We start from the raw sequence: 25,966 nt of genomic DNA, 5'->3' as shown, positions 1-25,966 counted from the left end.
TAATAAATACACAGAATCAATCTTTTAATCTTTAAATTTTTCAATCTATTTAATAAAAAATAAACTATACATATGAAAAAGAAATTCACCTGGAAAAAAGCCATTTATATTGTGTTGGGGCTTTTATTTGCAGTGGCATTGTTCTCGGGGCTTGGCTATCTTATAAAATCAAACTCTAAAGAAGGTGAGGAGTTCCTTACCCGTAAACCTACTGTTCAGAATATGGATGATAAGGTAATGGCGACGGGAAAAATTGTTCCCAAAGAAGAAATTGAAATTAAACCCAATATCGCAGGGATTATAGATAAAATCTTAGTAAAAGAAGGAGATAAAGTAGAAGTAGGACAGTTGATTGCTACCGTTAAAATCGTTCCAAGCATCTCTGAAGTAAACGCATCTCAACAGGAAGTTCAGAATGCGCAGATTCAGATCAGTAATGCTCAGATGAATGTAGGAAATATGCAGAAGCAGTTTGAAATGCAGGAAAGACTATACAAGCAGGGAGTAGCATCTAAACAGGAGTATCTGAACGCTCAGCAGCAGTTGTTTTCTCAACAACAAACTTTGAAAAATGCCCAACAGCAATTGAATACTGCTCAAAAAAGATTACAGATCGCTAAGACAGGAGCGACTCCTGAACTTAAAGGGCAGGGATTAGCGACCACTGAAATCCGTTCCAAAGCTTCAGGTACTGTACTTGAAGTTCCGGTAAAAGCAGGAAGCCAGGTAATTGAAGCCAATAACTTTAACGCAGGAACTACAATCTGTTCCGTAGCAGATCTGAATGTTCTGATCTTTAAAGGTGAAATTGATGAAGCACAAGCTGGAAAACTGAGTGAGGGAATGGATATGAATATCGTAATCGGTGCCCTGCAAAACAAAACTTTCCCGGGAAAACTGACGATGATTGCTCCTAAAGGAAAAGATAATGCAGGAACAATCAAATTTCCGGTAGAAGGGAACGTAACTAATCCTAATAATGAGTATATTAGAGCAGGTTTTTCTGCAAATGGTGAAATTGTTTTAAGTTCTCAGAAAAATGCTTTATTATTGGATGAGTCTTTAGTTCAGTATGAAAAGAAACAAGGAAAAGATGTAGCTTTCGTGGAAGTAAAACAAAAAGATGGGAAATTCAAGAAAGTATATTTGAAATTGGGAGCAAGTGACGGTATCAACGTTCAGATTCTTCCGGGATCAAACATTACAAAAGACACTGAAATAAAAGTTTGGAACCCTTCTGATAAAGACAAAGAAGAACTAAAAGAAAAAGCGAATAAAAAATAATAAACTACACTATACACTTTTAAACTGTGAATCCTGGAGAATTTTTGTTCTCCGGGATTCTTTTTTTATATCAAAACCTTTTACAGGAGTAAATTCCTATATTTGAATCAGATAAATCCATAAAAATGTGCAGATACGCTGCGAAAACTTATAAATCACACTATGTATGTTTTAAATGCCGAAAATCATTTAAACAACCTGATAATGCTGATATCTTACGTCGGATTGAAGAAGAGAAAATATATCATGAACCGAGTGGGAAATCAATTCGTAAAATAGGATACGTTTTTACAAAAACAGAAACACAAGAGTTACAGAAAATTGTTTCAGAGATTGAAAACAGAACGATAAAATGTCCTGAATGCACGAGTGTGATGGCTGATCTTGGAAAAGATTTCAAGGCTCCTAAAAAAACAGCGGTCAAAGAATGGAAAATCATAGAAAGTCTTTTTAAAACTGGAAAATGCTTTCATAGCTGTGGCTGTGATGGAATAGGCTATATTCCTAAAAATCCTAAAGACTACGAAACCTACCTGAATACTATTTTGAAAACATATCAGAAATATTTAGTAGCCTGTCAGAAGATTCCTCTGGAAGAATGTCCTAAGAAGATTGAAGAAATTAAGTATTGGTCTGGCAATATTCAGAAGATTAAAACTGAAATGAGTAATAATAGCTTTGAAATAATGTAAGTGTAACAAAAAAGAGATTTAAACTGTCTTACTTTTAAACTCCAAACGATACCTCCATGAAAAAAGACTACTGGATTCTGATTCTTTTTATCATTGCCAAGTTTGCGCTCCAATACTCACTGATAAGTCCTGAGTATGAGCTGCACAGAGATGAATACCTGCATCTTGATCAGGCGAACCATCTTGCATGGGGATATCTCTCAGTTCCTCCGGTTAATTCCTGGCTGGCCTGGATCATTAAAATGCTGGGGAATTCTATATTTTGGGTTAAATTTTTTCCCGCTTTATTCGGAGCTTTAACCATTGTGCTGACATGGAAGATCGTTGAAGAACTTAATGGAAGCCTGTTTGCTAAAATACTTGCCGCTTCAGGGATTCTATTCTCAGTACTTCTCAGGGTAAATATGCTCTTTCAGCCAACGTCTTTAGAAATTTTTCTGTGGCTGTTTCTTTATTATAGTTTGATTAAATATTTTGATTCCCAAAAAGTAAAATGGATTTACATAGGAGCCGTTATTTTCGGAATTGGAATATTAAACAAATACAATATTGCTTTTTCATTATTGGGGCTTGTTCCCGCATTATTATTAACAGAGCAGAGAAAGATTTTTATGCAGCCCCATGTGTATTGGGCATCGCTTTTAGCTTTAATCATTATTTTTCCTAATCTTCTCTGGCAGTATCAGAACCAGTTTCCGGTTATTCATCATATGAAAGAGCTTTCAGAAAAACAGCTTGTCCATGTAAATAGGATGGATTTTATGAAATCTCAGGTATTATTCTTCATTGGAGTTGCTTTTGTAATTATTGCAGGATGGGGAGCATTGTTGTTGTATAAACCTTTTGAGAAGTTCAGATTTTTCTTCTGGAGCTATATTATCACGATCACCCTGTTTTTGTTTTTTAAAGCAAAAGATTATTATGCAATAGGACTTTATCCGGTATATATTGCTTTTGGAGCTGTTTTTCTTGGAAATGTATTTGAAAACGGCTGGAAGAGATTCTTGAAACCTGTCAGTATTCTCATTCCCATACTATTATTTCTCCCTTTATATCATGTCGCCTTTCCAAATAAAAGTCCCGAATATATTGAATCCCATCAGGAACAGTACAGGAAATTAGGATTGCTTCGCTGGGAAGATGGAAAAGATCATCCTTTACCACAGGATTTTGCCGATATGCAGGGCTGGAAAGAACTGGCTCAAAAAGTGGATAAAGAATATTCTAAATTGTCAAAGTCCGGAAATACCATGGTATTGTGTGATAATTACGGACAGACAGGAGCTATTAATTATTATTCAAAAATTGACGTAAAAGCAATGTCATTTCATGCAGACTATATCAATTGGATAGATCTGAGTAAAAAATATAAAAATGTTATAAGGGTAAAAGATGCTTCCGAAGCAGGAAAAGAACTGAATGAATCCGGTTCTTTCTTTGAAGTTGCCCGATTAAAAGATTCCATTGCCAATCCATATGCAAGAGAAAGAGGTACCGCAATTTTCAGTTTGCAGGGAGCTAAAATAGATGTCAATAAAAGAATTCAGGACGAAATTGATGAAGTCAAAAATGAGTGGAAGTAGTTTTCGATAAGAATAAAAAATGATGATTTGTAGACAGGATAAAGTTAATAGATAAATGCTATTGCAACCTTATTGCATTAGTTGATTTTATGTTAACTTTGCACTATCAACTATCAACTATCAACTATCAACTATCAACTATCAACTATCAACTATCAACTATCAACTATCAACTGAACTATGGAAAACAAAAACTTTGATGCCATCATAATAGGAGGGAGCTATTCAGGATTATCAGCAGGAATGTCACTAGGAAGATCTTTAAGAAATGTTCTCATTATTGATAACGGAAAACCTTGTAACAGACAAACGCCACATTCCCATAATTTTGTTACTCACGATGGCAAAACACCCGCAGAAATTGCAAAGCTGGCAAAAGAAGATGTAGAAAAATACAGTACGGTCCGGTTTTATAATGGAACAGTAGTCAAAACAGTAAAAACAACTGAAGGTTTTGAAATTGAAACTTCATCCGGTGAAAAATTTCAGGCTAAAAAACTAATCCTGGCATCAGGAGTAAAAGATCTTGTGCCGGATATTCCCGGATTTGCAGAATGCTGGGGAATCTCTGTTATACATTGCCCTTACTGCCACGGCTATGAAGTGAAAAATGAAGTAACCGGAATTCTTTCCAATGGAGACATGGCCTACGAATTTTCAAAACTGATTTTTAATCTGACCAAAAGCCTCACCTTATTCACCAATGGAAAAGCTGTTCTTACTGATGAACAGATTGAAAAACTGAAGCAGAATAAAATCATTCTGAACGAGGAGGAAATTGGAGAAATAAAACATGAAAACGGATCCATTCAGAAAATTATTTTCAAAAATGGAAAAGAAGTTCCCTTACAGGCTTTATATGCCAAAATTCCTTTTGAACAAAATATCAATGTATCCGATGATCTGGGATGTGAACTGACAGAACAGGGATTTATTAAAGTAGATATGATGCAGAAAACAAATGTTCCAGGAGTTTTTGCGTGTGGAGATAATGTGACCATGATGCGTTCTGTAGCCAATGCAGTTGCACAGGGAAGTTTTGCTGGTGCTGTCGTTAATAAAGAGCTTTCGGATGAAGAATTTTAAAGACTTTTTTATACCGTTATAACCATCATAATATTGGATTTATTCATGTGCGTTTTCATTTTTTAGTGTTTAAAAATCATTTTTTCAATAGAGAAATCTCAACGAAAATTCCGTACATTTGGGGTGAAAATTTCAAAAACTAAAAGTAAAATGGATATTATTTTCGACCTGATTGAAAAGGAAAGACAAAGACAAACTCATGGATTAGAGCTTATCGCATCAGAAAACTTTGTTTCTGAAAACGTGATGAAAGCAATGGGAAGTGTACTGACAAATAAATATGCTGAAGGATATCCCGGAAAAAGATATTACGGAGGATGTGAAGTAGTAGATGAGGTTGAAACTTTAGCAATTAACAGAGCTAAAGAGCTTTTCGGAGTAGACTATGTGAATGTTCAGCCACATTCCGGTTCTCAGGCGAATGCTGCCATTTATCTTGCCGTTTTGAAACCAGGTGATAAAATCATGGGGATGGACCTTTCAATGGGAGGGCACCTTACTCACGGTTCTGCAGTGAATTTTTCTGGTATTCAGTATAACGTAGTTTCTTACGGAGTTCAGCAGGAAACAGGCCTTATTGATTATGACCAAATGAGAGAAGTTGCACTAAGAGAAAAACCAAAAATGCTTATCGCAGGTTTCTCAGCATATTCAAGAGATTTGGATTATGCTAAATTCAGAGAGGTAGCAGATGAAGTTGGAGCAACTCTTTGGGCAGATATCGCTCACCCGGCTGGATTAGTAGCAAAAGGATTATTAAACTCACCATTCGAACACTGTCATGTAGTAACTACCACTACTCACAAAACCCTTAGAGGACCACGAGGAGGGATGATCATGATGGGTAAAGATTTTGAAAATACATACGGCCACAAAACTCCAAAAGGAGAAATCAAAATGATGAGCCAGGTATTGGATGGTGCTGTATTCCCGGGTATTCAGGGAGGACCGCTTGAGCATGTGATTGCTGGTAAAGCGGTAGCTTTCGGTGAAGCCTTGGATGTACAGTTCGAAACATATGCAAAACAGGTTAAATCTAACGCTCAGGCATTATCAAAAGCGATGATCGACAGAGGATTTGATATCGTTAGTGGAGGTACAGACAATCACTTGATGCTGGTAGACCTTAGAAACAAAGGAGTAAACGGTAAGGAAACTGAAAAAGCATTAGTACTTGCTGATATTACTTGTAACAAAAACATGGTTCCTTTTGATGATAAATCTCCATTTACAACATCGGGTATCAGATTGGGAACTGCAGCCATTACAACAAGAGGATTAAAAGAAAATGATATGGATACTATTGCCGGACTAATTTCTGATGTAGTAGACAATATCAAAAATGAAGAGGTTCTTGGATCTGTAAGAAAAAAGGTAAACGAATTAATGGAAGGTAAAGCCCTGTTTAATTACTAACAGGCATTCCAATATCATATAAAGAATGGGCAGACTGCTCATTCTTTTTTTATTCAAATGGAAAAGAAATCCTATACTTTTGACGAAATTAAACAGAAACTGGTAAATTACTGTGTTTACCAGGATCGTTGTCATGCGGAAGTGGAGCAGAAGATGAGAGAGTTTCTCCTTATTGAGGAAGCGAAAGAAGATATTATTTTATTTCTCCTGAAAGAAAATTATCTGAACGAAGAAAGATTTACCCGAAGCTATATCAGAGGTAAGTTTTATATCAAGCACTGGGGAAAGACCAAAATTAAAATGAATCTGAAGCAGAAACAGATTTCTGAAAGGTTAATCAACTCATGTTTTGATGAGATTGATGATTCAGACTATGAGAAGACGATCAGAAAGATTTTTGAAGATTACTATTCCAGACAAACTGGCTTGAAAGAATATCAAAAAAAAACCAAAACAATAAAACATTTAATGAGTAAAGGTTTTGAATATGAAAAAATAATTGATATTTTTGACTGAATATTAACGAATTTAAAAAAAAACTTGACTTATGACTTTTCGTAAAAAAATAATCAGTTCATTGAAAAAGATTGATACATAAAGATTTAATAAATAATTTTTTTAAAAACAGCTGAAATAAAGAATATTCACAAATAAATGTCATTTTTATAAGTATTCTTATGGTATGATTTTTGTCGGTGGCTTTAGCTGTACCACAATGAAATTGTTAGATTTTATAAATATAACATCAAATTTATTTTTGATTTCAGCATATTGAAATAAATTTATTTATTTTTGTATGATTGTGTCAAAATTATCTTTGACTGGATAATTAGATATTATACCTTAATTAAATATGAACACCAATACAGACAATGTACAATTCTCTTAGAAAAACAATATTTGGAGGGGATAATGTTGTCAATCTCTCAGACGTAAGATATCTTCCTAGATGGATAATTCTTGTAATAGACATTATTATTCTTGTAATATCTTTATTTCTTTCTACTTACATTATCGCAAAAATTACCAAGCAGGAATTTATATATCATGATGATAAAAGTCTGATTTTTGCTTTTATTATTCTTGTAAATGCTGCTTTTATGTATGCCTTCAAGACCTATGCCGGGATTATCCGCCATTCCACATTTATAGACTTATTTAAGCTTCTGATTTCCTGTTTTTGCACAATGCTGGCTATCGGAACAATAAATATCTGCTATTTCTGGATCACAGGAAGTAAGTTTATCCTTACTCCTTATCTGATGCTTTATTTTGTAATTTCATTTATGGGACTATTTCTTTTCAGACTTTATGTGAAAGAATTTTTTCATATTGTAAGGGAATACAGAAGAAGTGCACTGAAAAAAAGAATTCTCGTATTGGGAATTGATGAACAATCTATTGCCATTGCACGTGCTATTCTTGATAATCCAAGTCTTCCCTATCAGGTAGTAGGCTTTTTGACACAAAGAACAGACTCCAAAAGGGCGTCCCTGCTGGGAAAGCCTATTTATGAAAAGGAAAAAATAGAAGAAAACACCAAAGAAGATCTTATCATTGACGGCGTTCTTGTTGTTAAAGAAATGATGGCCAGAGATGAGATGAATTCATGGGTGAATCTGTTTTTAGAGAAAGATCTTAACGTCTTTAAAGCACCATCTGTACAAAAGCTTAGAGACAGTGATCTGGGTGGATCTATCAGAAATCTTCAAATTGAGGATTTGTTAAATAGAAAGCCTATCAAAATTCAGAACGAAAAAGTCAAAAGCAGACATTCTGATAAAACAGTATTGGTAACCGGTGGAGCAGGATCCATAGGAAGTGAAATTGTAAGACAGGTTGCTCTTTTCAATCCTTCATTGATTGTCGTTTTAGATCAGGCAGAAACTCCGCTTTATGAAATTGAACTTGAAATGAGAGAGAAATTTCCTCATATCGCTTTCAAATTTGTTTTAGGAGATGTTTCCAATCATCACAGAATGGAATCTCTGTTCCAGACGTATAATTTCTCAATGGTATACCATGCAGCTGCTTACAAGCATGTACCTTTAGTGGAGGAAAACCCTCATGAAGCTATTTTTGTTAATATATTAGGCTCTAAGATTGTTGCAAAACTATCCAGCAAGTATAAAGTAAACAGGTTCGTAATGGTATCTACAGATAAAGCTGTAAATCCAACTAACGTAATGGGAGCTTCCAAACGTGCTGCAGAACTTTTTGTGCAATCACTTCAGAATGTAGAAGGAAACGTTACCAAATTTATTACAACAAGATTCGGAAATGTGTTAGGATCCAACGGTTCTGTAATTCCTCATTTTAAAAAGCAGATTGAAGCTGGAGGGCCGGTAACCATTACCCATCCGGAGATTGTAAGATATTTCATGACGATTCCTGAGGCATGTGAACTGGTACTTCAGGCGGGAACAATGGGAGAGGGAGGTGAAATTTTTGTTTTTGATATGGGGGAACCCGTTAAAATTATTGATCTTGCCAAAAGAATGATAAAATTATCAGGATTCGAACCTAATATAGATATTAAGATCATCTACACTGGATTGAGACCGGGAGAAAAGCTGTATGAAGAACTCTTGAGTGATGATGCAAAAACACTTCCTACTCATAATGATAAAATTATGATTTCTAAAGATCCTTCAATGGGATTTGAAGATATAGACAGGCTTACTAAAGAAATTACCAAGGCTTCCCTGCGAAGAGATAAAGTGGAAGTTGTAAGGATTCTTAAAACAATAGTGCCGGAATTCCGAAGCAATAATTCAATCTATGAGGCCCTCGATAAATAGATAAAATATAAATGTATATTTGCATAATTTAACAAGATAATGAAAGGAAAAATATTAGCAGTAGTTTTGGCATCTTCATTAGTGATTTCCTGTAAAGTAAATCCTAATGCTAAGAATGATTTAAATTATATGCAGAATATCGAACAGGTTGCAATTAATGCCTCTGCTAAAAATTCAACAAACACAATTCAGGTTGGAGATCAGTTGGTTATTCTGATTACTGCCAAAGATATGGATGTTGTAAAGCCTTTTAATCAGAATTATTCTTCCTCAGAACTTATCCAGACAAATGCTATGGCCGGCGGAAATACTCCTAATCAGGGATCAACAGTACTTTCAGGACCCACTTATATCGTAGATGCAAATGGAGATATTGATTTTCCTATATTAGGTAAACTGAATACTTCAGACAAAAGTTTGACTGCTTTTAAAGATGAACTTAGAGAAAAAATGACCAGATACGTTATTAATCCGACAATTAATATCCGACTCTCGAATTTTAAAGTTACAGTACTTGGAGAAGTCAACAGGCAGGGAGACTATACTATAGCCAACGGACAGGCAACTGTTTTAAACGCATTAGGTATGGCTGGTGATCTGACACAATACGGGAAAAGAGAGGACATATTGGTTATAAGAACAGAAAATGGTGTCGTTTCTCATGGCCGTATCAATATTCAGGATGCTAATTTAATTAATTCTCCATATTATAATCTTAAGCAAGGGGATGCCATTATTGTTTCCTCAAGCAATACCAAAGATGTTTTAGCAAAACAAAATCCAAATACAACTCTTTACCTTACGGCAGCTTCTATAGCTATCACAGCAATAGCAGTAGTAATAAGTTTATTTAAGAAATAACAGAATTAATGAACACCCAACAGTCTTCAACACCTTTAGAAGTAGAAAATAGTTCAAGGAATATTGATATTAATGAAATAGTAAAACCCTATTTAAGAAAATGGCCATGGTTTGCTCTAAGTGCCTTTATCGCTTTGGTAATAGGCTATGTTGCATTGAAGTTTATGACTCCTGTTTACAATGTACAGACAACAGTACTTGTAAAAGATGCCAAAAACTCATCGTCTCCCATAAACAATGATTTAGGCGTTTTACCTGACTTTTCGAATTTAGGAGGTCTGAAAACAAACAGTATTGCTAATGAAATTGAGATGCTGAAGTCAAAAAGATTAATGAAAGAAGTAGTCATTAATAAAAACCTTCAGACCGATATTTTTGCAAAGTCTAAACTCAGAAAAATTGAACTTTATAAGGATACTTCACCCATTGAAGTAAGGGTAATTAATGAGAAGCCGGGTGGGATTTTCACTCCTGTTCTGCTTAAAATAGAAGGGGAGAAACTTATTGTAAGTACAGACAAGCCTCAAAAAGAAATTGTTACCGGTTATGGTAAGACAATAGGACTTCCTTTTGCTAATATTATCATCACTAAAAATGTTAAGTATAATCCGACTGCTTTAAAAGAAGTAAATCTGAATGATCTTGAACTTTACATTGCAACAGTAGATGGTAAAGTAGACATGCTGCAAAACACGCTGGCAGTAAGCTTAATTAATAAAGATGCTACTGTATTAAAACTGGATATGAACTATCCTCAGATTACAAAAGCGCAAGATGTACTTAATGCTTTGGTTGTAGCATATAACAATGACGCTATTTTAGATAAGAATTCGGAATCTAAGAAGACACTTGACTTTATCGAAGACAGAATTAAAAGGCTTACAGGAGAACTTGGAGATGTAGAAAGTCAAAAAGAAATATTTAAATCTAAAAATAACCTTACAGATCTTGAAACAGAGGCAAAAATTAGTCTGGAAAGTTCTGCCGCTGCAAGGGCAAAACAGCTTGATGTAGATGCACAGCTGGAACTTACTAATGCTTTGATCAGTTTTGTAAGTAGACAGGGTCAGTATCAGGCTTTACCATCCAATGTAGGACTAAAAAATCCTGAAGCCATTGCAGGAATTTCTACTTATAATCAGCTTGTTCTTCAGAGAAACAGATTTTTAGAGTCTGCAACTGTAGAAAACCCGACAGTGGTAGATATTACCAAACAGATCAATACAATGCGTCAGTCTATTGAGCAGAGTTTGCAAAGAAACAGAGTAGGTCTTGAGCTGGCACGAAATGAATATCTTGGTGAGCAGAATAAAGTTTCAGATAAAATATCTAAACTTCCTTCTATTGAGAAAATGTTCAGAAGTATTGAAAGACAGCAGCAGATCAAGGAAAATTTATACTTGTTGTTACTTCAAAAAAGAGAAGAAACAGCAATTGCCGAATCTATTACAGCTCCTAAAGCGAGAATAATAGATAAAGCATATGCATTATCAAATCCTATTGCACCTAATAAAAAGATTGTCCTTATTTCAACATTGTTTTTGGGACTTTTAATTCCATTTTTGATTATCTACCTATCTACTATTTTCAACAATAAGATTGTTACAAAACATGACCTTGAAAAGCTAGTACATGCACCTATTATTGGTGAACTTCCAAGTCTTGAAAAAGGAGATTCTGAGATTGTTAAAATGAATGATATTACTCCTATGGCGGAAGCATTCAGAATTCTTATTACCAATATGAATTTCATGCTTTCAAAAGAGAAAAAAGGAAAAGTAGTATTTGTTACTTCAACGGTAAAAGGAGAAGGAAAAACATTTACATCTGTCAACTTAGCTTTGACATTAGCGAATCCAAAGAAAAAAGCAATTATCATCGGGTCTGATATCAGAAACCCTCAGCTTCAGCGATATAATCCTGCCAGAAAAGGACTTGCCGGGCTTACGGAGTATCTTTACAATGATGAGACTAAGCTTGAAGATATTATTCATGTATCATCTTTTAATCCTTACCTGGATGTTATCTATTCAGGAATGATTCCTCCAAACCCAACAGAATTGCTATCTAACGGGCGTTATGAGATCCTTCTTGCAGAATTGAAAGAAAAATATGAATATATTATTCTGGATACAGCACCATTGCTTCTTGTAACCGACACTTTCCTTATTGCTGAACTTTCTGATGTAACTATTTACGTTTCCAGATCTAAATACACAGAAAAAGCATTGTTGGAATTTGCCAACCGTAATATTGATCAGAAAAAAATTACAAATGTAGGATTTGTGCTTAACGATGTGAGCAGGGAAAATTTAGGATATAGTAACAAATATGGTTATGGTTATAACCAGCATACAGAACAATCTTGGTTTCAAAAAATAAAAAATAAACTTAGTTAATGACAACAACATATAAAATAGCGGTTATAGGCCAGGGCTATGTGGGTCTTCCTCTTTCTCTTGAATTTGCAGATCACTATCCTGTTTTTGGATTTGATATCAATACACAGCGTGTTGAACAGCTTAATAACGGAAAGGATATAACGCTTGAAGCTGATGTTGATAAATTAAATAACGGACTGAAAAAATATAATGAATCAAATGGTTCTTTAGGCTATAAAGCAACAAGCCTGTTATCTGATATTGCGGAAGCTAATGTTTTCATTGTAACAGTTCCTACCCCTATTGATAAATATAATGCTCCTGATCTTAATCCACTGATTTCAGCCTCAAAGATGTTAGGAGAAATCATTAAAAAAGGAGATATTGTTATTTATGAATCTACGGTTTTTCCAGGATGTACAGAAGAAGAATGCGTACCGGTTCTTGAAAAATATTCAGGACTTACTTTTAACGAAGACTTTTTTGTAGGATATTCTCCGGAAAGAATTAATCCTGGAGATAAAGTGAATACTCTTACCAGTGTTAAAAAAGTAACCTCAGGTTCTACCGAAAAGATTGCTGAAGAAGTAGATAATTTATATAAAAAAATCATCACAGCTGGAACTCACAAAGCACCCAGCATTAAAGTTGCAGAAGCTTCAAAAGCTATTGAAAATGCACAAAGAGATGTAAACATTTCTTTTGTTAACGAATTAGCATTAATTTTTGACAGAGTAGGTATCGATACCAATGATGTATTAGAAGCTGCTGGAACAAAATATAACTTCCTTAAATATAAACCAGGATTGGTAGGTGGACATTGTATCTCCGTAGATCCTTATTACCTGGCACACAAAGCTGAACAGCTGGGATATCATCCAGATGTTATCTTATCTGGAAGACGTGTAAACGATTCCATTGCAAAGTTTGTTGCGGCTAAAGTAGTGAAACTTCTTATTGCAAAAGGAGGAGTGATTAAAAATTCAAATGCCCTGATTTTAGGAGTTACATTCAAAGAAAACTGTCCGGATGTCAGAAATACCAAAGTAGTGGATATCTACCGGGAGCTTGCTGATTATGGTATAAATGTAGAAATATATGATCCATGGGCAAGCAAAGAAGAAGTAAAGCATGAATATGGAATTGATATTCTCGAAACTCTTCAGGAAGGCAAAAAATATGATTCTTTAATCATTGCGGTATCTCACAACGAGTTTCTGGAAATGGATCTGGATCAGCTTAAAAAAGAAAATGCTGTGGTTTTCGATACCAAAGCATGTTTGGACAGAAATCTGGTTGATGCAAGATTATAATAGATAATGAACTATGATATCATAATCATTGGTGCGGGTCTGGTAGGATTGGCTACAGCCTATCAGACTAAATTGAAAAATCCTGATTCTAAGATTCTGATTTTGGAAAAAGAAAACGATGTGGCATTGCACCAATCGGGACATAACAGTGGAGTAATCCATAGCGGGATTTATTATAAACCGGGAAGCCTTAAAGCTAAAAACTGTATTGAAGGGTATAACTCAGTCATCAACTTTGCTGAGAAACATGGCATACGATATGACCTTTGCGGGAAGATCATTGTAGCTACTTCACAGGAAGAATTACCTCTTCTAGATAATATCTATAAAAGAGGAGTTGAAAACGGACTTCAGGATTTAAAATATCTTTCCAGAGAAGAATTCCGTGAAATTGAACCCCACTGTGAAGGCGTAAAAGCAATTAAAGTTCCACAAACCGGAATTATCGACTACCCGGGAATAGCGAAAAAAATAAAAGAACTTTTTGAAGAAGCAGGTGGTGAAGTAAGATTCAAACATGAAGTAAAAAACATTACTGATAAAGGATCTGAAATTATTGTCAGCACTAATATTTCCGAATTTAAGACTAAAAAACTTATTTCCTGTGCAGGATTATATTCTGATAAGATAACCAAAATGACCAATGAAAAAAATGATGTGGTCATTATTCCTTTCAGAGGAGAATATTATAAAATTAAGGATGAAAAAAAGTATTTGGTAAAACACCTTATTTACCCTGTACCTGACCCTAGTTTTCCGTTTCTTGGAGTTCACTTTACCAGAATGATTGATGGTAATATTGAAGCTGGTCCTAATGCAGTGCTGGCTTTTAAAAAAGAAGGATACCATTTTTTCGATTTCAATTTCAATGAAGCTATGCAGACGATGCTGTGGCCGGGATTTAGAAAAATTGTAGCGAAATACGGAAAAACAGGAATGGGAGAAATGCATCGTTCACTTTCCAAATCTGCGTTTACAAAAGCACTTCAAAAACTTTTACCGGAAATACAGGAAAATGACCTTGTGCCGGGAGGTTCAGGGGTAAGAGCCCAGGCTTGCGACAGAAATGGAGGATTAATTGATGATTTTGACATCGTGAAAAACGGAAATATTATCCACGTTAGAAATGCTCCCTCTCCGGCGGCTACATCTTGCCTTTCCATAGGAAATAAAATCAGTGAACTTGTCATAAGTTAAAAACGCACCTCTATACGCACTCAAAAAACTAAAATATGAAAATTCAAATGGTTGATCTTAAAGGTCAATACCTGAAAATAAAAGAAGACATAGATGCTGGTATTCAGGAATGCATAGACAATACTGCATTTATCAATGGCCCTGCTGTAAAAGAATTTCAGCATGATTTCGAAAAATATCTCGGAGTAAAACATGTTATTCCATGTGCCAATGGAACAGATGCTCTTCAAATTGCCATGATGGCGCTTAATCTGCAGCCCGGCGACGAGATAATCTGCCCTGCTTTCACTTATGTAGCGACTGCGGAAGTTATTGGTCTTTTAGGATTAAAACCTGTAATGGTAGACGTAAACGAAGATACTTTTGATATACAGCCGGAAGATCTTGAAAAATATCTTACACCCAATACCAAAGCGATTGTTCCTGTTCATTTATATGGACAAAGTGCTGATATGGAACAAATTCTTACATTTGCAAAAAAACACAACCTTTTTGTTATAGAAGATAATGCTCAGGCAATCGGCTCTGATTATACGTTTTCAGATGGAACCGTTAAAAAAACTGGAACTATCGGACATATCGGATGCACTTCATTTTTTCCGTCAAAAAATCTGGGATGCTATGGTGATGGAGGAGCTTTGATGACCAATGATGATGAATTAGCTTTCAAAATCAGAATGATTGCCAACCATGGTCAGGAAAAGAAGTACTATCACAAAGTTTTAGGTTGTAACTCAAGATTGGATACCATTCAGGCCGCTGTATTGAAAGTTAAGCTTAAACATTTGGATGAGTATTCAGCTGCAAGAAACAGAATGGCAGACTATTATGATAAAAATCTTACGGGTATAGCTGAAATTCGGACTCCTAAGAGAGCTGGAAATTCTACCCATGTATTTCATCAGTATACCCTTAGAGTGAAGAATGGAAAAAGAGATGGATTACAAAAATATTTGGCAGATAAGAATATCCCAAGTATGATATATTATCCTTTGCCCCTGTATAAACAGGAAGCTTTTTATCAATATGTAGAGGTTGGCTTTAGTCTTCCGGTTACGGAGCAACTATGCAAAGAAGTTATTTCTCTTCCTGTACATACAGAATTTGACCAGGAAGTGCTGGATCATATTATAACAGAAATTAAAAATTATTTTAATTAATATAAAACAGATATGTCGGATTTTTTTGCACACGAAACAGCCGTTATTGACGAAGGATGTCAAATAGGAAACGGAACCAGAATTTGGCACTTTTCACATCTTATGACAGGTTGCATTTTGGGTGAAAAATGCAATATTGGACAGAATGTTGTTATTTCTCCCCAGGTAGTTTTGGGAAAAAATGTAAAAGTCCAGAATAATGTTTCTATCTATGAAGGAGTAACATGTGATGATGATGTCTTTTTAGGACCTTCAATGGTTTTTACCAATGTAATAAATCCAAGAAGTGCTGTAAACAGAAAGAATGAATATCTTAAAACACATGTAGGAAAAGGAGCTTCCATAGGAGCTAATGCAACGATTGTTTGTGGCCATAATATAGGTCAGTATGCTTTTATCGGTGCAGGTGCTGTGGTTACAAAAGAAGTTCTGGATTATGCATTGGTAGTAGGAAATCCTGCCAGACAAATGGGATGGATGAGCGAATTCGGACATAGGCTTCAATTTGACTCAGAAAATATGGCCATTTGTGAAGAAAGTGGAGAAAAATACAAATTAGAAAATAATAAAGTTTCAAAAATTTAAATATGCAAATGGGTGAAAAAATAAAATTTGCAGTAGTGGGCTGCGGGCATATCGGAAAGAGACATGCCGAAATGATCACAAGAAATTCAGAATGTGAGCTTGTAGCTCTTATAGACATAAAGGATAAATCTGCTTTAGGAATTGAAAGCTATGATATTCCTTTCTTTGAGTCATTAGATGAATTTTTGAAATCAGGAATAGAAGTAGATGTTATCAATATCGCTACTCCCAACGGATTCCACTTTGAACAATCTTATAAAGCAATTGATGCCGGAAAGCATATTGTTGTGGAAAAACCAATGACTTTGAATAAGCAGGATGCGGAAAAACTTATTTTTCAGGCCCTGCACAAACACAAACAGGTTTTTGCTGTAATGCAAAACCGTTATTCTCCACCATCTGCCTGGGTAAAAGAGATGGTAGAAAACGGAAAATTAGGTGAAATATACATGGTTCAGCTTAACTGCTACTGGAATCGTGATGACAGATATTATAAGCCGGAATCATGGCATGGAAAGAAAGATCTGGATGGTGGTACATTATTTACTCAGTTTTCTCATTTTATAGATATTATGTACTGGTTGTTCGGTGATATAACAAATATACAGGCAAAATTTGCTGATTTTAACCACCAGACTCTTACCGATTTTGAAGACTCAGGATTTATTAGTTTCGATTTTGTAAACGGTGGGATGGGAGCATTAAACTATTCTACTTCAGTATGGAATCAGAACCTTGAAAGTTCAATGACAATTATCGCAGAGAACGGTGCTATAAAAATTGGAGGCCAATATATGGATAAAGTTGAGGTGTGCAATGTGAAAGATTATATAATGCCAGAATTGCCACCTACAAACCCTGGGAATGATTATGGTGCCTATAAAGGTTCTGCTGCCAATCATCACTATATTATTGAAAATGTAGTAGATGTATTAAAAGGAAGAAATACTATTACAACCAATGCTTTGGAAGGGTTAAAAGTAGTAGATATCATTGAAAGGATTTATCAATTAAAAAACTAATTATGTTGTCAAACTTTGTTCCACTGGCAAGTCCGGATATTAATGAAACAGATATTAACCGTGTTGTGGATGTTTTAAAATCTGGAATGCTGGTGCAGGGAGAGAATGTAGGCTTATTAGAAAACTTTTTCTCTGATTATTTGGGAGCAGAATATGCTTCAGCTCTGAGTAACGGAACTTCTACTTTACATCTTGCATTAATTACATTAGGAATTGGTGCTGGTGATGAAGTCATTATACCTGCATTCAGTTACGTGGCTACAGCCAATGTAGTGGAACTTGTGGGTGCAAAATGTATTTTTGTAGATATTGATGAAAATACATTTAATATGGATGTCAATAAAATAAAGGAAGCTATTACTCCGAATACAAAAGCTATTATCCCGGTTCATGAGTTTGGTTTAGCCTGCGATATAGAAAATGTAATGAATATTGCCAGGGAGCATAATCTGTATGTCATTGAAGATGCTGCATGTGCTTTGGGAGCAACTCAGAATAATAAGAAAGTAGGGACATTTGGTGATTTCGGTTCATTCTCGTTACATCCCCGTAAAAGTATTACCAGCGGTGAGGGAGGAATTCTGACAACGAATAATGCCGGGTATTCTGCGAAGGTAAGAATACTTAGAAATCATGGTATTGAAATGCAGGATGGCAGAATGGAATTTGTAGAAGCAGGATACAACTATAGAATGACAGACTTTCAGGCAGCACTGGCTCACAGCCAGATCCAGAGGCTGGATAATATCCTTACGATGAAACAAACTCTGGCAGATGTGTATTTATCGGAAATTATAAACCCAAAGATCACCTTACCCGTAGTACCTGAAGGAAGAAATCATACATGGCAGACTTTTCATGTCTTAATTGGCGATAGTTTACAGCAAAGTCAGGTACTGGAGTTTTTAAGAAGCAACAAAATTGGGGCAAACTATGGTGCTCAATGTATTCCTGCCATGAAATATTATGTAGACAAATACGATCTGGATTATAAAGAAAAATTCCCGAATGCTTACAGAGCATACTCTAAGGGAATTGCTTTACCATTGTATGAAAAACTTACAGAAGATACAGTCTTCAAAATCTCACAAATAGTCAACAGAATATAACTATATAACGAATCAAAAAAAATTATTTAAAATGATAACTAACAAAACGATTTTTATTACCGGAGGAGCAGGATTTATTGCCAATACTCTGATTAAACATTACATAGAAAATAATAAAATTGTGGTGTATGATAACTTTCACAGAGATACATTAAGCTCAAGTGGGTTAGCAAATCACCAGAATTTGACGGTCATCAAAGGAGATGTTTTAGACTTACCATTTTTAACAGAAAGCATGAAAGGTGCTGATGTTGTTGTTCACGCAGCAGGTATTGCAGGTATTGATACTGTAATCAAAGATCCGGTAAGAACAATGAGCGTAAACATGATAGGAACTGCGAATGCGTTGGAAGCAGCAAAAATAAACGGAATAAAAGACAGATTTGTAGACTTCAGTACTTCTGAAATTTTTGGTAGCCACGCTTTCAAAAGTAGAGAAGAAGACACTGCGGTTGCAGGAAGCGTAGGAGAAGCAAGATGGGTATATGCAGTAAGTAAGCTAGCCGGAGAACATTTGGCTCATGCCTATTACAAGCAGCATAAACTTCCAGTGGTTACTGTAAGACCTTTCAACGTATATGGTCCTGGACAAACCGGGGAAGGTGCTCTACAGATTTTCATTAAGAAAGCCCTTAAAGATGAAGATATCTATATCTACGGAGACGGTACGGCAATCAGAGCCTGGTGCTTTGTTGATGATTTCGTAGACTGTCTGATCAGATGTATTGAAGATCCGAAAGCTATTGGAGAAAGCTTCAACCTGGGTAATCAGAGAACAGTTATTACAACATTAGGACTTGCTGAATCTGTATGCAGAGTACTGAAGAGCAACAGTAAAATCATCTTCAAAGATGCCCTTAGTGCAGACATTGAAATGAGAATCCCAAGTGTAGCAAAATCAAAAGAAATTTTAGGTTTTGAAGCAAAAGTAGATCTGGAAGAAGGTATCCTAAGAACAGCTGAATACTTTAAAACTATTGAAAACTAAAGAAGAAATATTAATATTTCCTTATAGCGGGACTGGCATTGAGGCACTAGACTGTCTGTCTGAAGGACAGTGCTGTATAGGTTTTATTTCTGATAATCCTTCGATGATCGGAATGGAACAGTATGGCATTAAAATCTATAGCAGAGAGGCGTTTCAGGAATTTCCTGAAGCCAAAATCTTGGCTGTCAATGGCAGTCCTGATTCTTATAAAAAAAGAAAACAGATAATTGATGGACTTGAAATAGAGAGTAACAGATTTACAACTCTTATACATCCTAAAGCTGTTATCGGACGGAATGTAAAGGTAGGAAAGAACGTCCTTATTATGGCTGGAGTAGTAGCTACTGCCAATGCAGAGATAGGAAATCATATTTGTATTCTGCCCAATACTGTTGTTCACCATGATTCTAAAATTGGGGATTATACCCTGGTTGCAGCGAATAATACTATTTGTGGAGATGTCATCATCGGAGAGAACTGCTATTTAGGAGCTTCTTCAAATTTCAAAAATGGCGTAAAAGTAGGCAATGGAAGTCTTATAGGTATAGGAAGCAATGTGGTTGGTAATATTGGAGATAATAAAACTGTAATAGGTAATCCTGCAAAAGAATATTTCGAGAAATCAGACTAAATAGAAGATTTATGAAACATAAAATTAAAGCTTTCAAAAATATGCTATTGATGTCTGCTCCGGAATATATTGCCGGATTTTCAGTTTTTGTTATCCTTATTTCTTTTTCCAAGAAGGCATCTCTCGCAGAAATTGGAGAACTTACATTTGCTAATACTGTGGGGCAGTTGGTTTCCAGTGTTTTAGCTGTTGCGTTGTTAACAACAATGCGGCGTGATTTTGTACTGAAAACAAGACTTAGGGATAAGTATGCCATATCTTTATATATCATTAGAATCCTGATTTCATTCTCTATATTTCTTATTTCGTTTGTACTATTGAAACTGGATATTTTCAGTGAAATTGTATTGCTAATGATAGTTTCCCGAGGAATCGATTCTTTGTCTGAAACCTATTATTATACGTTGCTTTCTAAGGAGGAAATTTTAAAATTTTCAATATTAAAAAGCTTACACTATATCAGTCTTATATCTTTTGTAGTTCTTGGAATTTATAAAGGATTTGATCTGCATCAGATCAGCTATATATTTTTATTTAACAGTATAATCTGGTGTTTGGTCAATTTTATTCTTCTTTTTTTTGAAAAAGGAATTGCCAAAAAAATCATTTTTCTTGATACTTATCAGACTGATCTTTTTAAAAGAACATTACCACTGTTAATGAGCAGTACGATATATTTATTATCTGCAAGACTGAATTTATTTATTGTAAAAAAGATATGCAGTCCAGAAGATTTTGGTCTGTTTAGTATAATTATTACTATTCTGGGGATATTTTCTATTTTTACAAGTGCAATCAGTAGCTTTCTGATTAATAAACAGGTAGAATGGTATAAAGTGTCACTTCAAAGGCTAAAAATAAATTCAATAAAACTTGCGGTTCCGTTATTTGCGGCAGGACTTGTTATTTTATTGGTTTCTTATTTTGTCTCAGACTACATCAATTATCTCTTCAAGAATTTTGATATGAACCACTTGTGGTTATTGAAACTATCTTTAATTTCAATTTTGGTTTATTTCATTCAGATCCCTTACAACTATCTATTTACGGTGATGGATAAAAATAAAGTGGCCCTATACTTTTCAGTCTTTATGATCATTGTTGCGGCATTATTATATTATCCGTTTACATTTTATTTTGGTCTTACGGGGTCTGTAATTGCTTTTTTAGGATATAATATACTTTGGTGTGGTAGCTTATTTGGTATTTCTATGTATATTATTAATAAACAAATTTCAAAAGGAAATGAATAACATATTGATTGTTTCTAATACACTTTGTTTTGGAGGGGCAGAAAGTTTTTCTGCACAGTTATTCGAAAATTTGGATCAGCAGTATGATAATCTTCATTATGCTGTTTTTTCCGGCAATATGGATTTACTGGACCGTTTCCCGGCTATTGATAGAAAAAGAATATTTCAGTTTGATGATTCTGATAAGACCAGTACTTTTAAAATGCTTTCAAAGATCTTTAAAGTAAAAAAATACCTTAAAGAACATAATATTGATACAATATACTGTTGCCAGCCTGATTCCGCACTGGTTTTTTGGTTATTGAAAATTTTTTATAAAAGAATTAAAATCATATATATTACCATGCATGTATATGAAAATGCAGATGCCAAAGAAAAACTTATATGGAAAACTAAGCTCCCTAATAGAAATACAGATATTTTTATCGGACTGAGTGAATACTTATCTTTACAGCTAAAGCAAAAAAATAAAGTCGATTCTTCCAAAGTAATAATTAACAGGCTTCCTGTAGATATCGATAAATTTAATGTTTCTGATAAAAAAAACAGAGGACAGTTTAATTTACCTCTCAATAAGAAAATTGTTGGAATATGTTGCAGACTTTACCCCATAAAAAGAGTTGATCTTTTTGTAGAAGCCTTCAGACATATCGAGGACGAAGATACAATAGGTGTCATCTATGGAGAAGGTCCTGAAAAAGAAAAACTGCTTGGTATGATAAAAGATTATAAATTATCAGATAAAGTCTTTTTGAGACCATTTATAGATAATGTTAATGAGGTTATTCCTATGTTTGATCTTTACCTACAGACTGTAGACGGTCCTAATTTAGGATTGGTAACACTTGAGGCTTTCAGTTCGGGAGTTCCGGTTATTATGCTTGCAGATAATGACGAAGAAAGATTTATGATCCTGGATACTTATTGTAATGAAAATGTAGGCGGAATATCTACCACAGATCCTAAAAATATAGCTTTAAAAGTGTTGGAAATATTAAATAATTCCGAAAAGGATGGAATGCCTGCAAGATGTAGAAAACTGGCAGAAGAAAAATATTCATGGCCAGCGTTTCTTTCTATCAATGAGAAAATTCTAAAACAGCTTAGATGACTTTTTTTATAATATTATATATAATATTTCTTACTCTGGTATTTTTCTTTTTTAAGAAGAATCACAGACTTTTTGGGTATGAAAAGTATGATTTTCTTTTACCCATAAATATTATATTGTTTTTTTCAGTATTAGCTACTCCCTATATGTTTTATATAGTGAAACATCCTGATGTTATCTATACTCCTGTTGATACTGATAATTTAGATAACTTACTGTTCAAGTATATTCTTTTGCACATAGGCTGTATTATTTTTTTTATTATAGGTACTGTATCTTTTATGAAAAAAATGTTAAGTTCTTTGATCGGAAAGCTGGATATAATTACAGTGGGGCAAAGTAAGAATTTGTTATTTTTATTAAGTATTATATTTTACTTACTTTCTGTTTATAACTTTAAATCCTTACAGCTTGATAATCTTTTTCAAATTTTTATCAATAGAAATGAAAATATAAGTAAACTGGGATATATCTATTTTACCCAGCAGGTTATCGGGTATTATGTATTATATCTCTATCTTTTAAGAGACCGGTTAAACTTGGTACAAAAGATCAACTTGGGAGCGTTTTTTATTACATTCCTGCTATCTTCTCTGCTTACTGGAGGACGTACTCAGATATTATACATGCTTATATTCTGTTTTATTGTTATACAAATAAAAAGACCAGCATCCATTAAACAATTCTTTAAGCCTAAATATATTTTACTGATAGCACTTTTCTTCGGAGTAATGTACATCATCCCAAAATTCAGAGGAACAGCCGCCTGGAATAATGAAGGATTGGTATCTGTGATGACAACTAAAGACGAAAACTCTTATCAGTCTTATCAGCTGCTTTCTGACATGAGTGGACTGGATAGGTATTTATTTATCATAGATATGTTTGACAGACATGGCTTCTGGTATGGAGAAGGATATGTAGATGTCGTAAAAATTTTACTTCATCCTATTATAAGAAGTGATGTAAGTAAGCTTCCAAAAGGAGATGATGGCCTTTACCTCGCAGTAATGTCGAACGAAAAACGATTTATTGATAAACCTTATCGTGTAGATGATGATTATATGACTTCCTTTCCTGTAGGTAATTATGCAGCCTATATGAACTTTGGAGCAATAGGTTTACTGATTGCTTACTTTTTACTTGGAGGAATTGCCAATACACTCTATCAGGGATGCAAGAAAGGACGATTTAAGTATATTTATTTCTATACGCTCTTTATTTCTGGATCTGTTGCCTTTTCGAATATTGGTTTCCTTAATATTATTATTAACTCTATTACCCTGGTAATTGTATTTGTTATTATCAGAATTTTTAGCCCGGGTAATATAAAATTACAAAGATGAAATTTGTTTTAATGGGAGTAAAATCCTCTCCTAAAAATATAAGTGGTCAGTCTATATGTTTTGATATGCTTTTGGACGAACTGAAAAAGCAAATGATTCCGTTCAAATATATCACCGTAAGTGTAGATACTGACAGTAATTTTCAGAAGATATTGGAATATATTACAGCATGCATCAAGCTGATTTACTTTTATATGATGACAATAGGTAAGTCGAAGATGATCTACATTGCAGTTGCACAATCCAAACTGGGCTTTTACAGGGATTTCGTGTTCGTCTGGATTTCTGCATTATTTGGAAAGAAAATCGTAGCCCATCTGCATGGAGGCAATTTTAAAACGTTCTATCTGGAACAATCTCCTTTCCTTCAAAAGATTATCAAAAAGACATATGGCCAATGTGACTGTATTATTGTTTTGTCCAGAGTGTATATTGACCTTTTTGATTTTGTAGATAATTATAAAGGAAAAGTTAAAGTAGTTCCTAATGGAATTCCTGAATTTGATAATGACGAGCCGATAGAGAAAAAATACAATCACAACAAACCCGTGATCTTGTATCTTTCTAATCTTATTGAAAGTAAAGGCTATCTGGATGTTTTACATTCATCCATAATCCTTAAAGAAAAATATAATATTTCTCCACAGGTTTATTTCTGTGGAAACTTTTTAAGTAACTCGGATGATGTGACTTTTGACAGCGTTGAAAAAGCAAAAGATTACTTTCATACTTTTGTGAAAGAAAATAACATGGAAGGCAATGTGGTCTATAAAGGGTTGGTTCAGGGAGAAGTCAAAGATCAGCTTTTAAAGAGCGCAGACTTTTTGATTTTACCTACCAATTACAATGCAGAAGGCCAGCCTATATCCCTGATTGAAGGGTTAAAGAATGGCTGTGTGTTGATTACAACCCAATACAGAGACATTCAGTATATGAATCTGGATAAAGAAACAGGTTTTTTTGTAAATTATAACGATCCCGAAGCTATTGCAGAAACGATCAGTAACGTGAATGAACAAGACTTTAAAAGAATGAGCCTGAATGCTCAGCAACACTTTAAAAACAGCTATTCTTTTATCAGTCATTATAATAATATATTAAAAATTTTCCATGAATATTCAAAATAAAGTATTACTAATTACTGGAGGAACAGGGTCTTTCGGAACAGCGGTTCTTACTAAATTTATCAATACCGAGCATTTTAAAGAGATTCGTATTTTTTCCCGTGATGAGAAGAAACAGGATGATATGAGAAATCATTTTAAAAATGATAAATTGAAGTTTTATATTGGAGATGTAAGAGATTACAGAAGTATTGAACAGGCGATGAGAGGAGTAGACTATGTTTTTCATGCTGCAGCCCTGAAGCAGGTTCCTTCTTGTGAATTTTTCCCTATGCAGGCATTAAAAACTAACGTAGAAGGAACACAGAATGTAATTGATGCCGCTGAAGCAAATCATGTTCAGAAAGTAATTTGTTTGAGTACAGATAAAGCAGCCTATCCTATCAATGCCATGGGTATTTCCAAAGCAATGATGGAAAAAGTAGTAGTAGCAGCCTCCAGAAATCTGAAAAATACAACAGTTTGTCTTACGAGGTACGGAAATGTTATGGCATCCAGAGGTTCTGTGATTCCATTATTTGTTAAACAAATCAAAAATGGTGAACCTATTACGATTACAGATCCAAAGATGACAAGATTTTTAATGTCATTGGAGGAAGCTGTGGAACTTGTTTTATTTGCTTTTGAAAATGGAAATACAGGAGACCTGTTTGTCAATAAAGCACCGGCTGGAACTATCGGTGATCTGGCCCAGGCTCTGAAAGAATTGTTTAAAGCAGACATTCCGGTAAAAGTAATTGGAACAAGACATGGGGAAAAACTTTATGAAACGCTTTGTACACGGGAGGAAATGCTGAAAGCGGAAGATATGGGAGATTTCTACAGAATTCCTGCAGATAACAGAGATCTTAATTACGATAAATATTTCTCAGAAGGCATGAAAGACATTTCAAAAATAGAAGATTATCATTCTCATAATACGAAGCAGCAAGATGTAGAAGGAATGAAAAAACTTCTTTTGAAGCTTCCTTTGATCAGAAAAGAAGTATTGGGAGAGGATATCATGCAATATCCGGACTAGAA

General features: G+C 34.5%; 22 protein-coding genes. All 22 read left to right on the top strand.

Features of this window, described 5'->3' with window-relative positions; all coding sequences use genetic code 11:
* Nucleotides 1-72 precede the first annotated feature (72 nt).
* The 22 genes from ODR02_RS15355 to ODR02_RS15250 all read left to right on the top strand — a co-directional run bounded on the left by ODR02_RS15355 (nucleotide 73) and on the right by ODR02_RS15250 (nucleotide 25,964).
* Nucleotides 73-1,284 (top strand): efflux RND transporter periplasmic adaptor subunit, encoded by a 1,212-nt coding sequence (locus ODR02_RS15355; protein WP_209787665.1) that lies wholly within the window; start codon nucleotides 73-75, stop codon nucleotides 1,282-1,284.
* A gap of 125 nt (nucleotides 1,285-1,409) precedes the next feature.
* Entirely contained in the window at nucleotides 1,410-1,976 is a 567-nt protein-coding gene (locus tag ODR02_RS15350; protein ID WP_309512697.1) for a hypothetical protein, read from the top strand.
* A gap of 56 nt (nucleotides 1,977-2,032) precedes the next feature.
* Nucleotides 2,033-3,559: a glycosyltransferase family 39 protein gene (locus tag ODR02_RS15345; protein ID WP_309512696.1), complete on the top strand. Its 1,527-nt coding sequence runs from the start codon at nucleotides 2,033-2,035 to the stop codon at nucleotides 3,557-3,559.
* A 180-nt stretch (nucleotides 3,560-3,739) separates the two neighbouring features.
* Nucleotides 3,740-4,645 carry an NAD(P)/FAD-dependent oxidoreductase gene (locus ODR02_RS15340; RefSeq protein ID WP_309512695.1) on the top strand — a complete coding sequence of 302 codons (906 nt, stop codon included), beginning with the start codon at nucleotides 3,740-3,742 and terminating at the stop codon, nucleotides 4,643-4,645.
* A 150-nt stretch (nucleotides 4,646-4,795) separates the two neighbouring features.
* Nucleotides 4,796-6,061 (top strand): serine hydroxymethyltransferase, encoded by a 1,266-nt coding sequence (gene glyA / locus ODR02_RS15335; RefSeq protein ID WP_105681254.1) that lies wholly within the window; start codon nucleotides 4,796-4,798, stop codon nucleotides 6,059-6,061.
* A gap of 57 nt (nucleotides 6,062-6,118) precedes the next feature.
* A complete protein-coding gene (locus ODR02_RS15330; protein WP_209787675.1) occupies nucleotides 6,119-6,577 on the top strand; it encodes a regulatory protein RecX in 459 nt (152 codons plus the stop codon).
* A gap of 356 nt (nucleotides 6,578-6,933) precedes the next feature.
* A complete protein-coding gene (locus ODR02_RS15325; protein ID WP_209787677.1) occupies nucleotides 6,934-8,862 on the top strand; it encodes a polysaccharide biosynthesis protein in 1,929 nt (642 codons plus the stop codon).
* Between the two features lie 39 nt (nucleotides 8,863-8,901).
* On the top strand, nucleotides 8,902-9,723 hold the full coding sequence (locus ODR02_RS15320; RefSeq protein ID WP_209787680.1) for a polysaccharide biosynthesis/export family protein: 822 nt from the start codon (nucleotides 8,902-8,904) through the stop codon (nucleotides 9,721-9,723).
* A gap of 8 nt (nucleotides 9,724-9,731) precedes the next feature.
* Nucleotides 9,732-12,122, top strand: a complete 2,391-nt coding sequence (locus tag ODR02_RS15315) for a GumC family protein (protein WP_209787683.1) — start codon at nucleotides 9,732-9,734, stop codon at nucleotides 12,120-12,122.
* Complete coding sequence (locus ODR02_RS15310) at nucleotides 12,122-13,417, top strand: nucleotide sugar dehydrogenase (RefSeq protein ID WP_209787686.1); 1,296 nt, start codon at nucleotides 12,122-12,124, stop codon at nucleotides 13,415-13,417. The genes ODR02_RS15315 and ODR02_RS15310 overlap by 1 nt, the downstream gene beginning before the upstream one ends.
* A 6-nt stretch (nucleotides 13,418-13,423) precedes the next feature.
* Entirely contained in the window at nucleotides 13,424-14,614 is a 1,191-nt protein-coding gene (gene lhgO / locus ODR02_RS15305; RefSeq protein ID WP_209787689.1) for an L-2-hydroxyglutarate oxidase, read from the top strand.
* A 35-nt stretch (nucleotides 14,615-14,649) separates the two neighbouring features.
* On the top strand, nucleotides 14,650-15,774 hold the full coding sequence (locus ODR02_RS15300) for a DegT/DnrJ/EryC1/StrS family aminotransferase (protein ID WP_309512694.1): 1,125 nt from the start codon (nucleotides 14,650-14,652) through the stop codon (nucleotides 15,772-15,774).
* Nucleotides 15,775-15,786: 12 nt separating this feature from the next.
* Nucleotides 15,787-16,359: an acyltransferase gene (locus tag ODR02_RS15295; protein WP_209787693.1), complete on the top strand. Its 573-nt coding sequence runs from the start codon at nucleotides 15,787-15,789 to the stop codon at nucleotides 16,357-16,359.
* An 8-nt stretch (nucleotides 16,360-16,367) separates the two neighbouring features.
* Nucleotides 16,368-17,381 carry a Gfo/Idh/MocA family protein gene (locus ODR02_RS15290; protein ID WP_209787696.1) on the top strand — a complete coding sequence of 338 codons (1,014 nt, stop codon included), beginning with the start codon at nucleotides 16,368-16,370 and terminating at the stop codon, nucleotides 17,379-17,381.
* Nucleotides 17,382-17,383: 2 nt separating this feature from the next.
* On the top strand, nucleotides 17,384-18,490 hold the full coding sequence (locus ODR02_RS15285) for a DegT/DnrJ/EryC1/StrS family aminotransferase (protein WP_209787699.1): 1,107 nt from the start codon (nucleotides 17,384-17,386) through the stop codon (nucleotides 18,488-18,490).
* 31 nt (nucleotides 18,491-18,521) lie between these two features.
* Complete coding sequence (locus ODR02_RS15280) at nucleotides 18,522-19,478, top strand: NAD-dependent epimerase/dehydratase family protein (RefSeq protein WP_209787703.1); 957 nt, start codon at nucleotides 18,522-18,524, stop codon at nucleotides 19,476-19,478.
* Nucleotides 19,468-20,109, top strand: a complete 642-nt coding sequence (locus ODR02_RS15275) for an acetyltransferase (protein WP_309512693.1) — start codon at nucleotides 19,468-19,470, stop codon at nucleotides 20,107-20,109. The genes ODR02_RS15280 and ODR02_RS15275 overlap by 11 nt, the downstream gene beginning before the upstream one ends.
* 11 nt (nucleotides 20,110-20,120) lie before the next feature.
* Nucleotides 20,121-21,362, top strand: a complete 1,242-nt coding sequence (locus tag ODR02_RS15270; RefSeq protein ID WP_209787706.1) for a hypothetical protein — start codon at nucleotides 20,121-20,123, stop codon at nucleotides 21,360-21,362.
* A complete protein-coding gene (locus tag ODR02_RS15265; RefSeq protein WP_209787709.1) occupies nucleotides 21,355-22,473 on the top strand; it encodes a glycosyltransferase family 4 protein in 1,119 nt (372 codons plus the stop codon). Before ODR02_RS15270 ends, ODR02_RS15265 begins: the two co-directional genes overlap by 8 nt.
* Nucleotides 22,474-22,754: 281 nt before the next feature.
* The gene (locus tag ODR02_RS15260; RefSeq protein ID WP_209787712.1) at nucleotides 22,755-23,819 is read left to right on the top strand and encodes an O-antigen polymerase; all 1,065 of its coding nucleotides are present in this window, start codon (nucleotides 22,755-22,757) and stop codon (nucleotides 23,817-23,819) included.
* Nucleotides 23,816-24,946, top strand: coding sequence for a glycosyltransferase family 4 protein (locus tag ODR02_RS15255; RefSeq protein ID WP_309512692.1), 1,131 nt, complete (start codon nucleotides 23,816-23,818; stop codon nucleotides 24,944-24,946). Before ODR02_RS15260 ends, ODR02_RS15255 begins: the two co-directional genes overlap by 4 nt.
* On the top strand, nucleotides 24,930-25,964 hold the full coding sequence (locus ODR02_RS15250) for a polysaccharide biosynthesis protein (RefSeq protein ID WP_309512691.1): 1,035 nt from the start codon (nucleotides 24,930-24,932) through the stop codon (nucleotides 25,962-25,964). The genes ODR02_RS15255 and ODR02_RS15250 overlap by 17 nt, the downstream gene beginning before the upstream one ends.
* The last annotated feature ends 2 nt before the right edge of the window (nucleotides 25,965-25,966 follow it).

The organism is Chryseobacterium sp. CFS2, from assembly GCF_036543225.1.
Classification (GTDB): Bacteria; Bacteroidota; Bacteroidia; order Flavobacteriales; family Weeksellaceae; genus Chryseobacterium; species Chryseobacterium culicis_A.
Note: the sequence above shows the minus strand (reverse complement) of the source record. Positions and strands in the feature narration are given on the sequence as shown.

Excerpts from the sequence above, each read along its gene's own strand:
- ODR02_RS15320 (WP_209787680.1), top strand. The coding sequence starts at position 8,902 with ATGAAAGGAAAAATATTAGCAGTAGTTTTGGCATCTTCATTAGTGATT.
- ODR02_RS15260 (WP_209787712.1), top strand. The coding sequence starts at position 22,755 with ATGAAAAAAATGTTAAGTTCTTTGATCGGAAAGCTGGATATAATTACA.
- glyA (WP_105681254.1), top strand. The coding sequence starts at position 4,796 with ATGGATATTATTTTCGACCTGATTGAAAAGGAAAGACAAAGACAAACT.
- ODR02_RS15300 (WP_309512694.1), top strand. The coding sequence starts at position 14,650 with ATGAAAATTCAAATGGTTGATCTTAAAGGTCAATACCTGAAAATAAAA.
- ODR02_RS15265 (WP_209787709.1), top strand. The coding sequence starts at position 21,355 with ATGAATAACATATTGATTGTTTCTAATACACTTTGTTTTGGAGGGGCA.
- ODR02_RS15270 (WP_209787706.1), top strand. The coding sequence starts at position 20,121 with ATGAAACATAAAATTAAAGCTTTCAAAAATATGCTATTGATGTCTGCT.
- ODR02_RS15255 (WP_309512692.1), top strand. The coding sequence starts at position 23,816 with ATGAAATTTGTTTTAATGGGAGTAAAATCCTCTCCTAAAAATATAAGT.
- ODR02_RS15310 (WP_209787686.1), top strand. The coding sequence starts at position 12,122 with ATGACAACAACATATAAAATAGCGGTTATAGGCCAGGGCTATGTGGGT.
- ODR02_RS15285 (WP_209787699.1), top strand. The coding sequence starts at position 17,384 with ATGTTGTCAAACTTTGTTCCACTGGCAAGTCCGGATATTAATGAAACA.
- ODR02_RS15315 (WP_209787683.1), top strand. The coding sequence starts at position 9,732 with ATGAACACCCAACAGTCTTCAACACCTTTAGAAGTAGAAAATAGTTCA.
- ODR02_RS15350 (WP_309512697.1), top strand. The coding sequence starts at position 1,410 with ATGTGCAGATACGCTGCGAAAACTTATAAATCACACTATGTATGTTTT.
- ODR02_RS15250 (WP_309512691.1), top strand. The coding sequence starts at position 24,930 with ATGAATATTCAAAATAAAGTATTACTAATTACTGGAGGAACAGGGTCT.
- ODR02_RS15345 (WP_309512696.1), top strand. The coding sequence starts at position 2,033 with ATGAAAAAAGACTACTGGATTCTGATTCTTTTTATCATTGCCAAGTTT.
- ODR02_RS15295 (WP_209787693.1), top strand. The coding sequence starts at position 15,787 with ATGTCGGATTTTTTTGCACACGAAACAGCCGTTATTGACGAAGGATGT.
- ODR02_RS15340 (WP_309512695.1), top strand. The coding sequence starts at position 3,740 with ATGGAAAACAAAAACTTTGATGCCATCATAATAGGAGGGAGCTATTCA.
- ODR02_RS15290 (WP_209787696.1), top strand. The coding sequence starts at position 16,368 with ATGGGTGAAAAAATAAAATTTGCAGTAGTGGGCTGCGGGCATATCGGA.
- ODR02_RS15280 (WP_209787703.1), top strand. The coding sequence starts at position 18,522 with ATGATAACTAACAAAACGATTTTTATTACCGGAGGAGCAGGATTTATT.
- ODR02_RS15325 (WP_209787677.1), top strand. The coding sequence starts at position 6,934 with ATGTACAATTCTCTTAGAAAAACAATATTTGGAGGGGATAATGTTGTC.
- ODR02_RS15330 (WP_209787675.1), top strand. The coding sequence starts at position 6,119 with ATGGAAAAGAAATCCTATACTTTTGACGAAATTAAACAGAAACTGGTA.
- ODR02_RS15355 (WP_209787665.1), top strand. The coding sequence starts at position 73 with ATGAAAAAGAAATTCACCTGGAAAAAAGCCATTTATATTGTGTTGGGG.
- lhgO (WP_209787689.1), top strand. The coding sequence starts at position 13,424 with ATGAACTATGATATCATAATCATTGGTGCGGGTCTGGTAGGATTGGCT.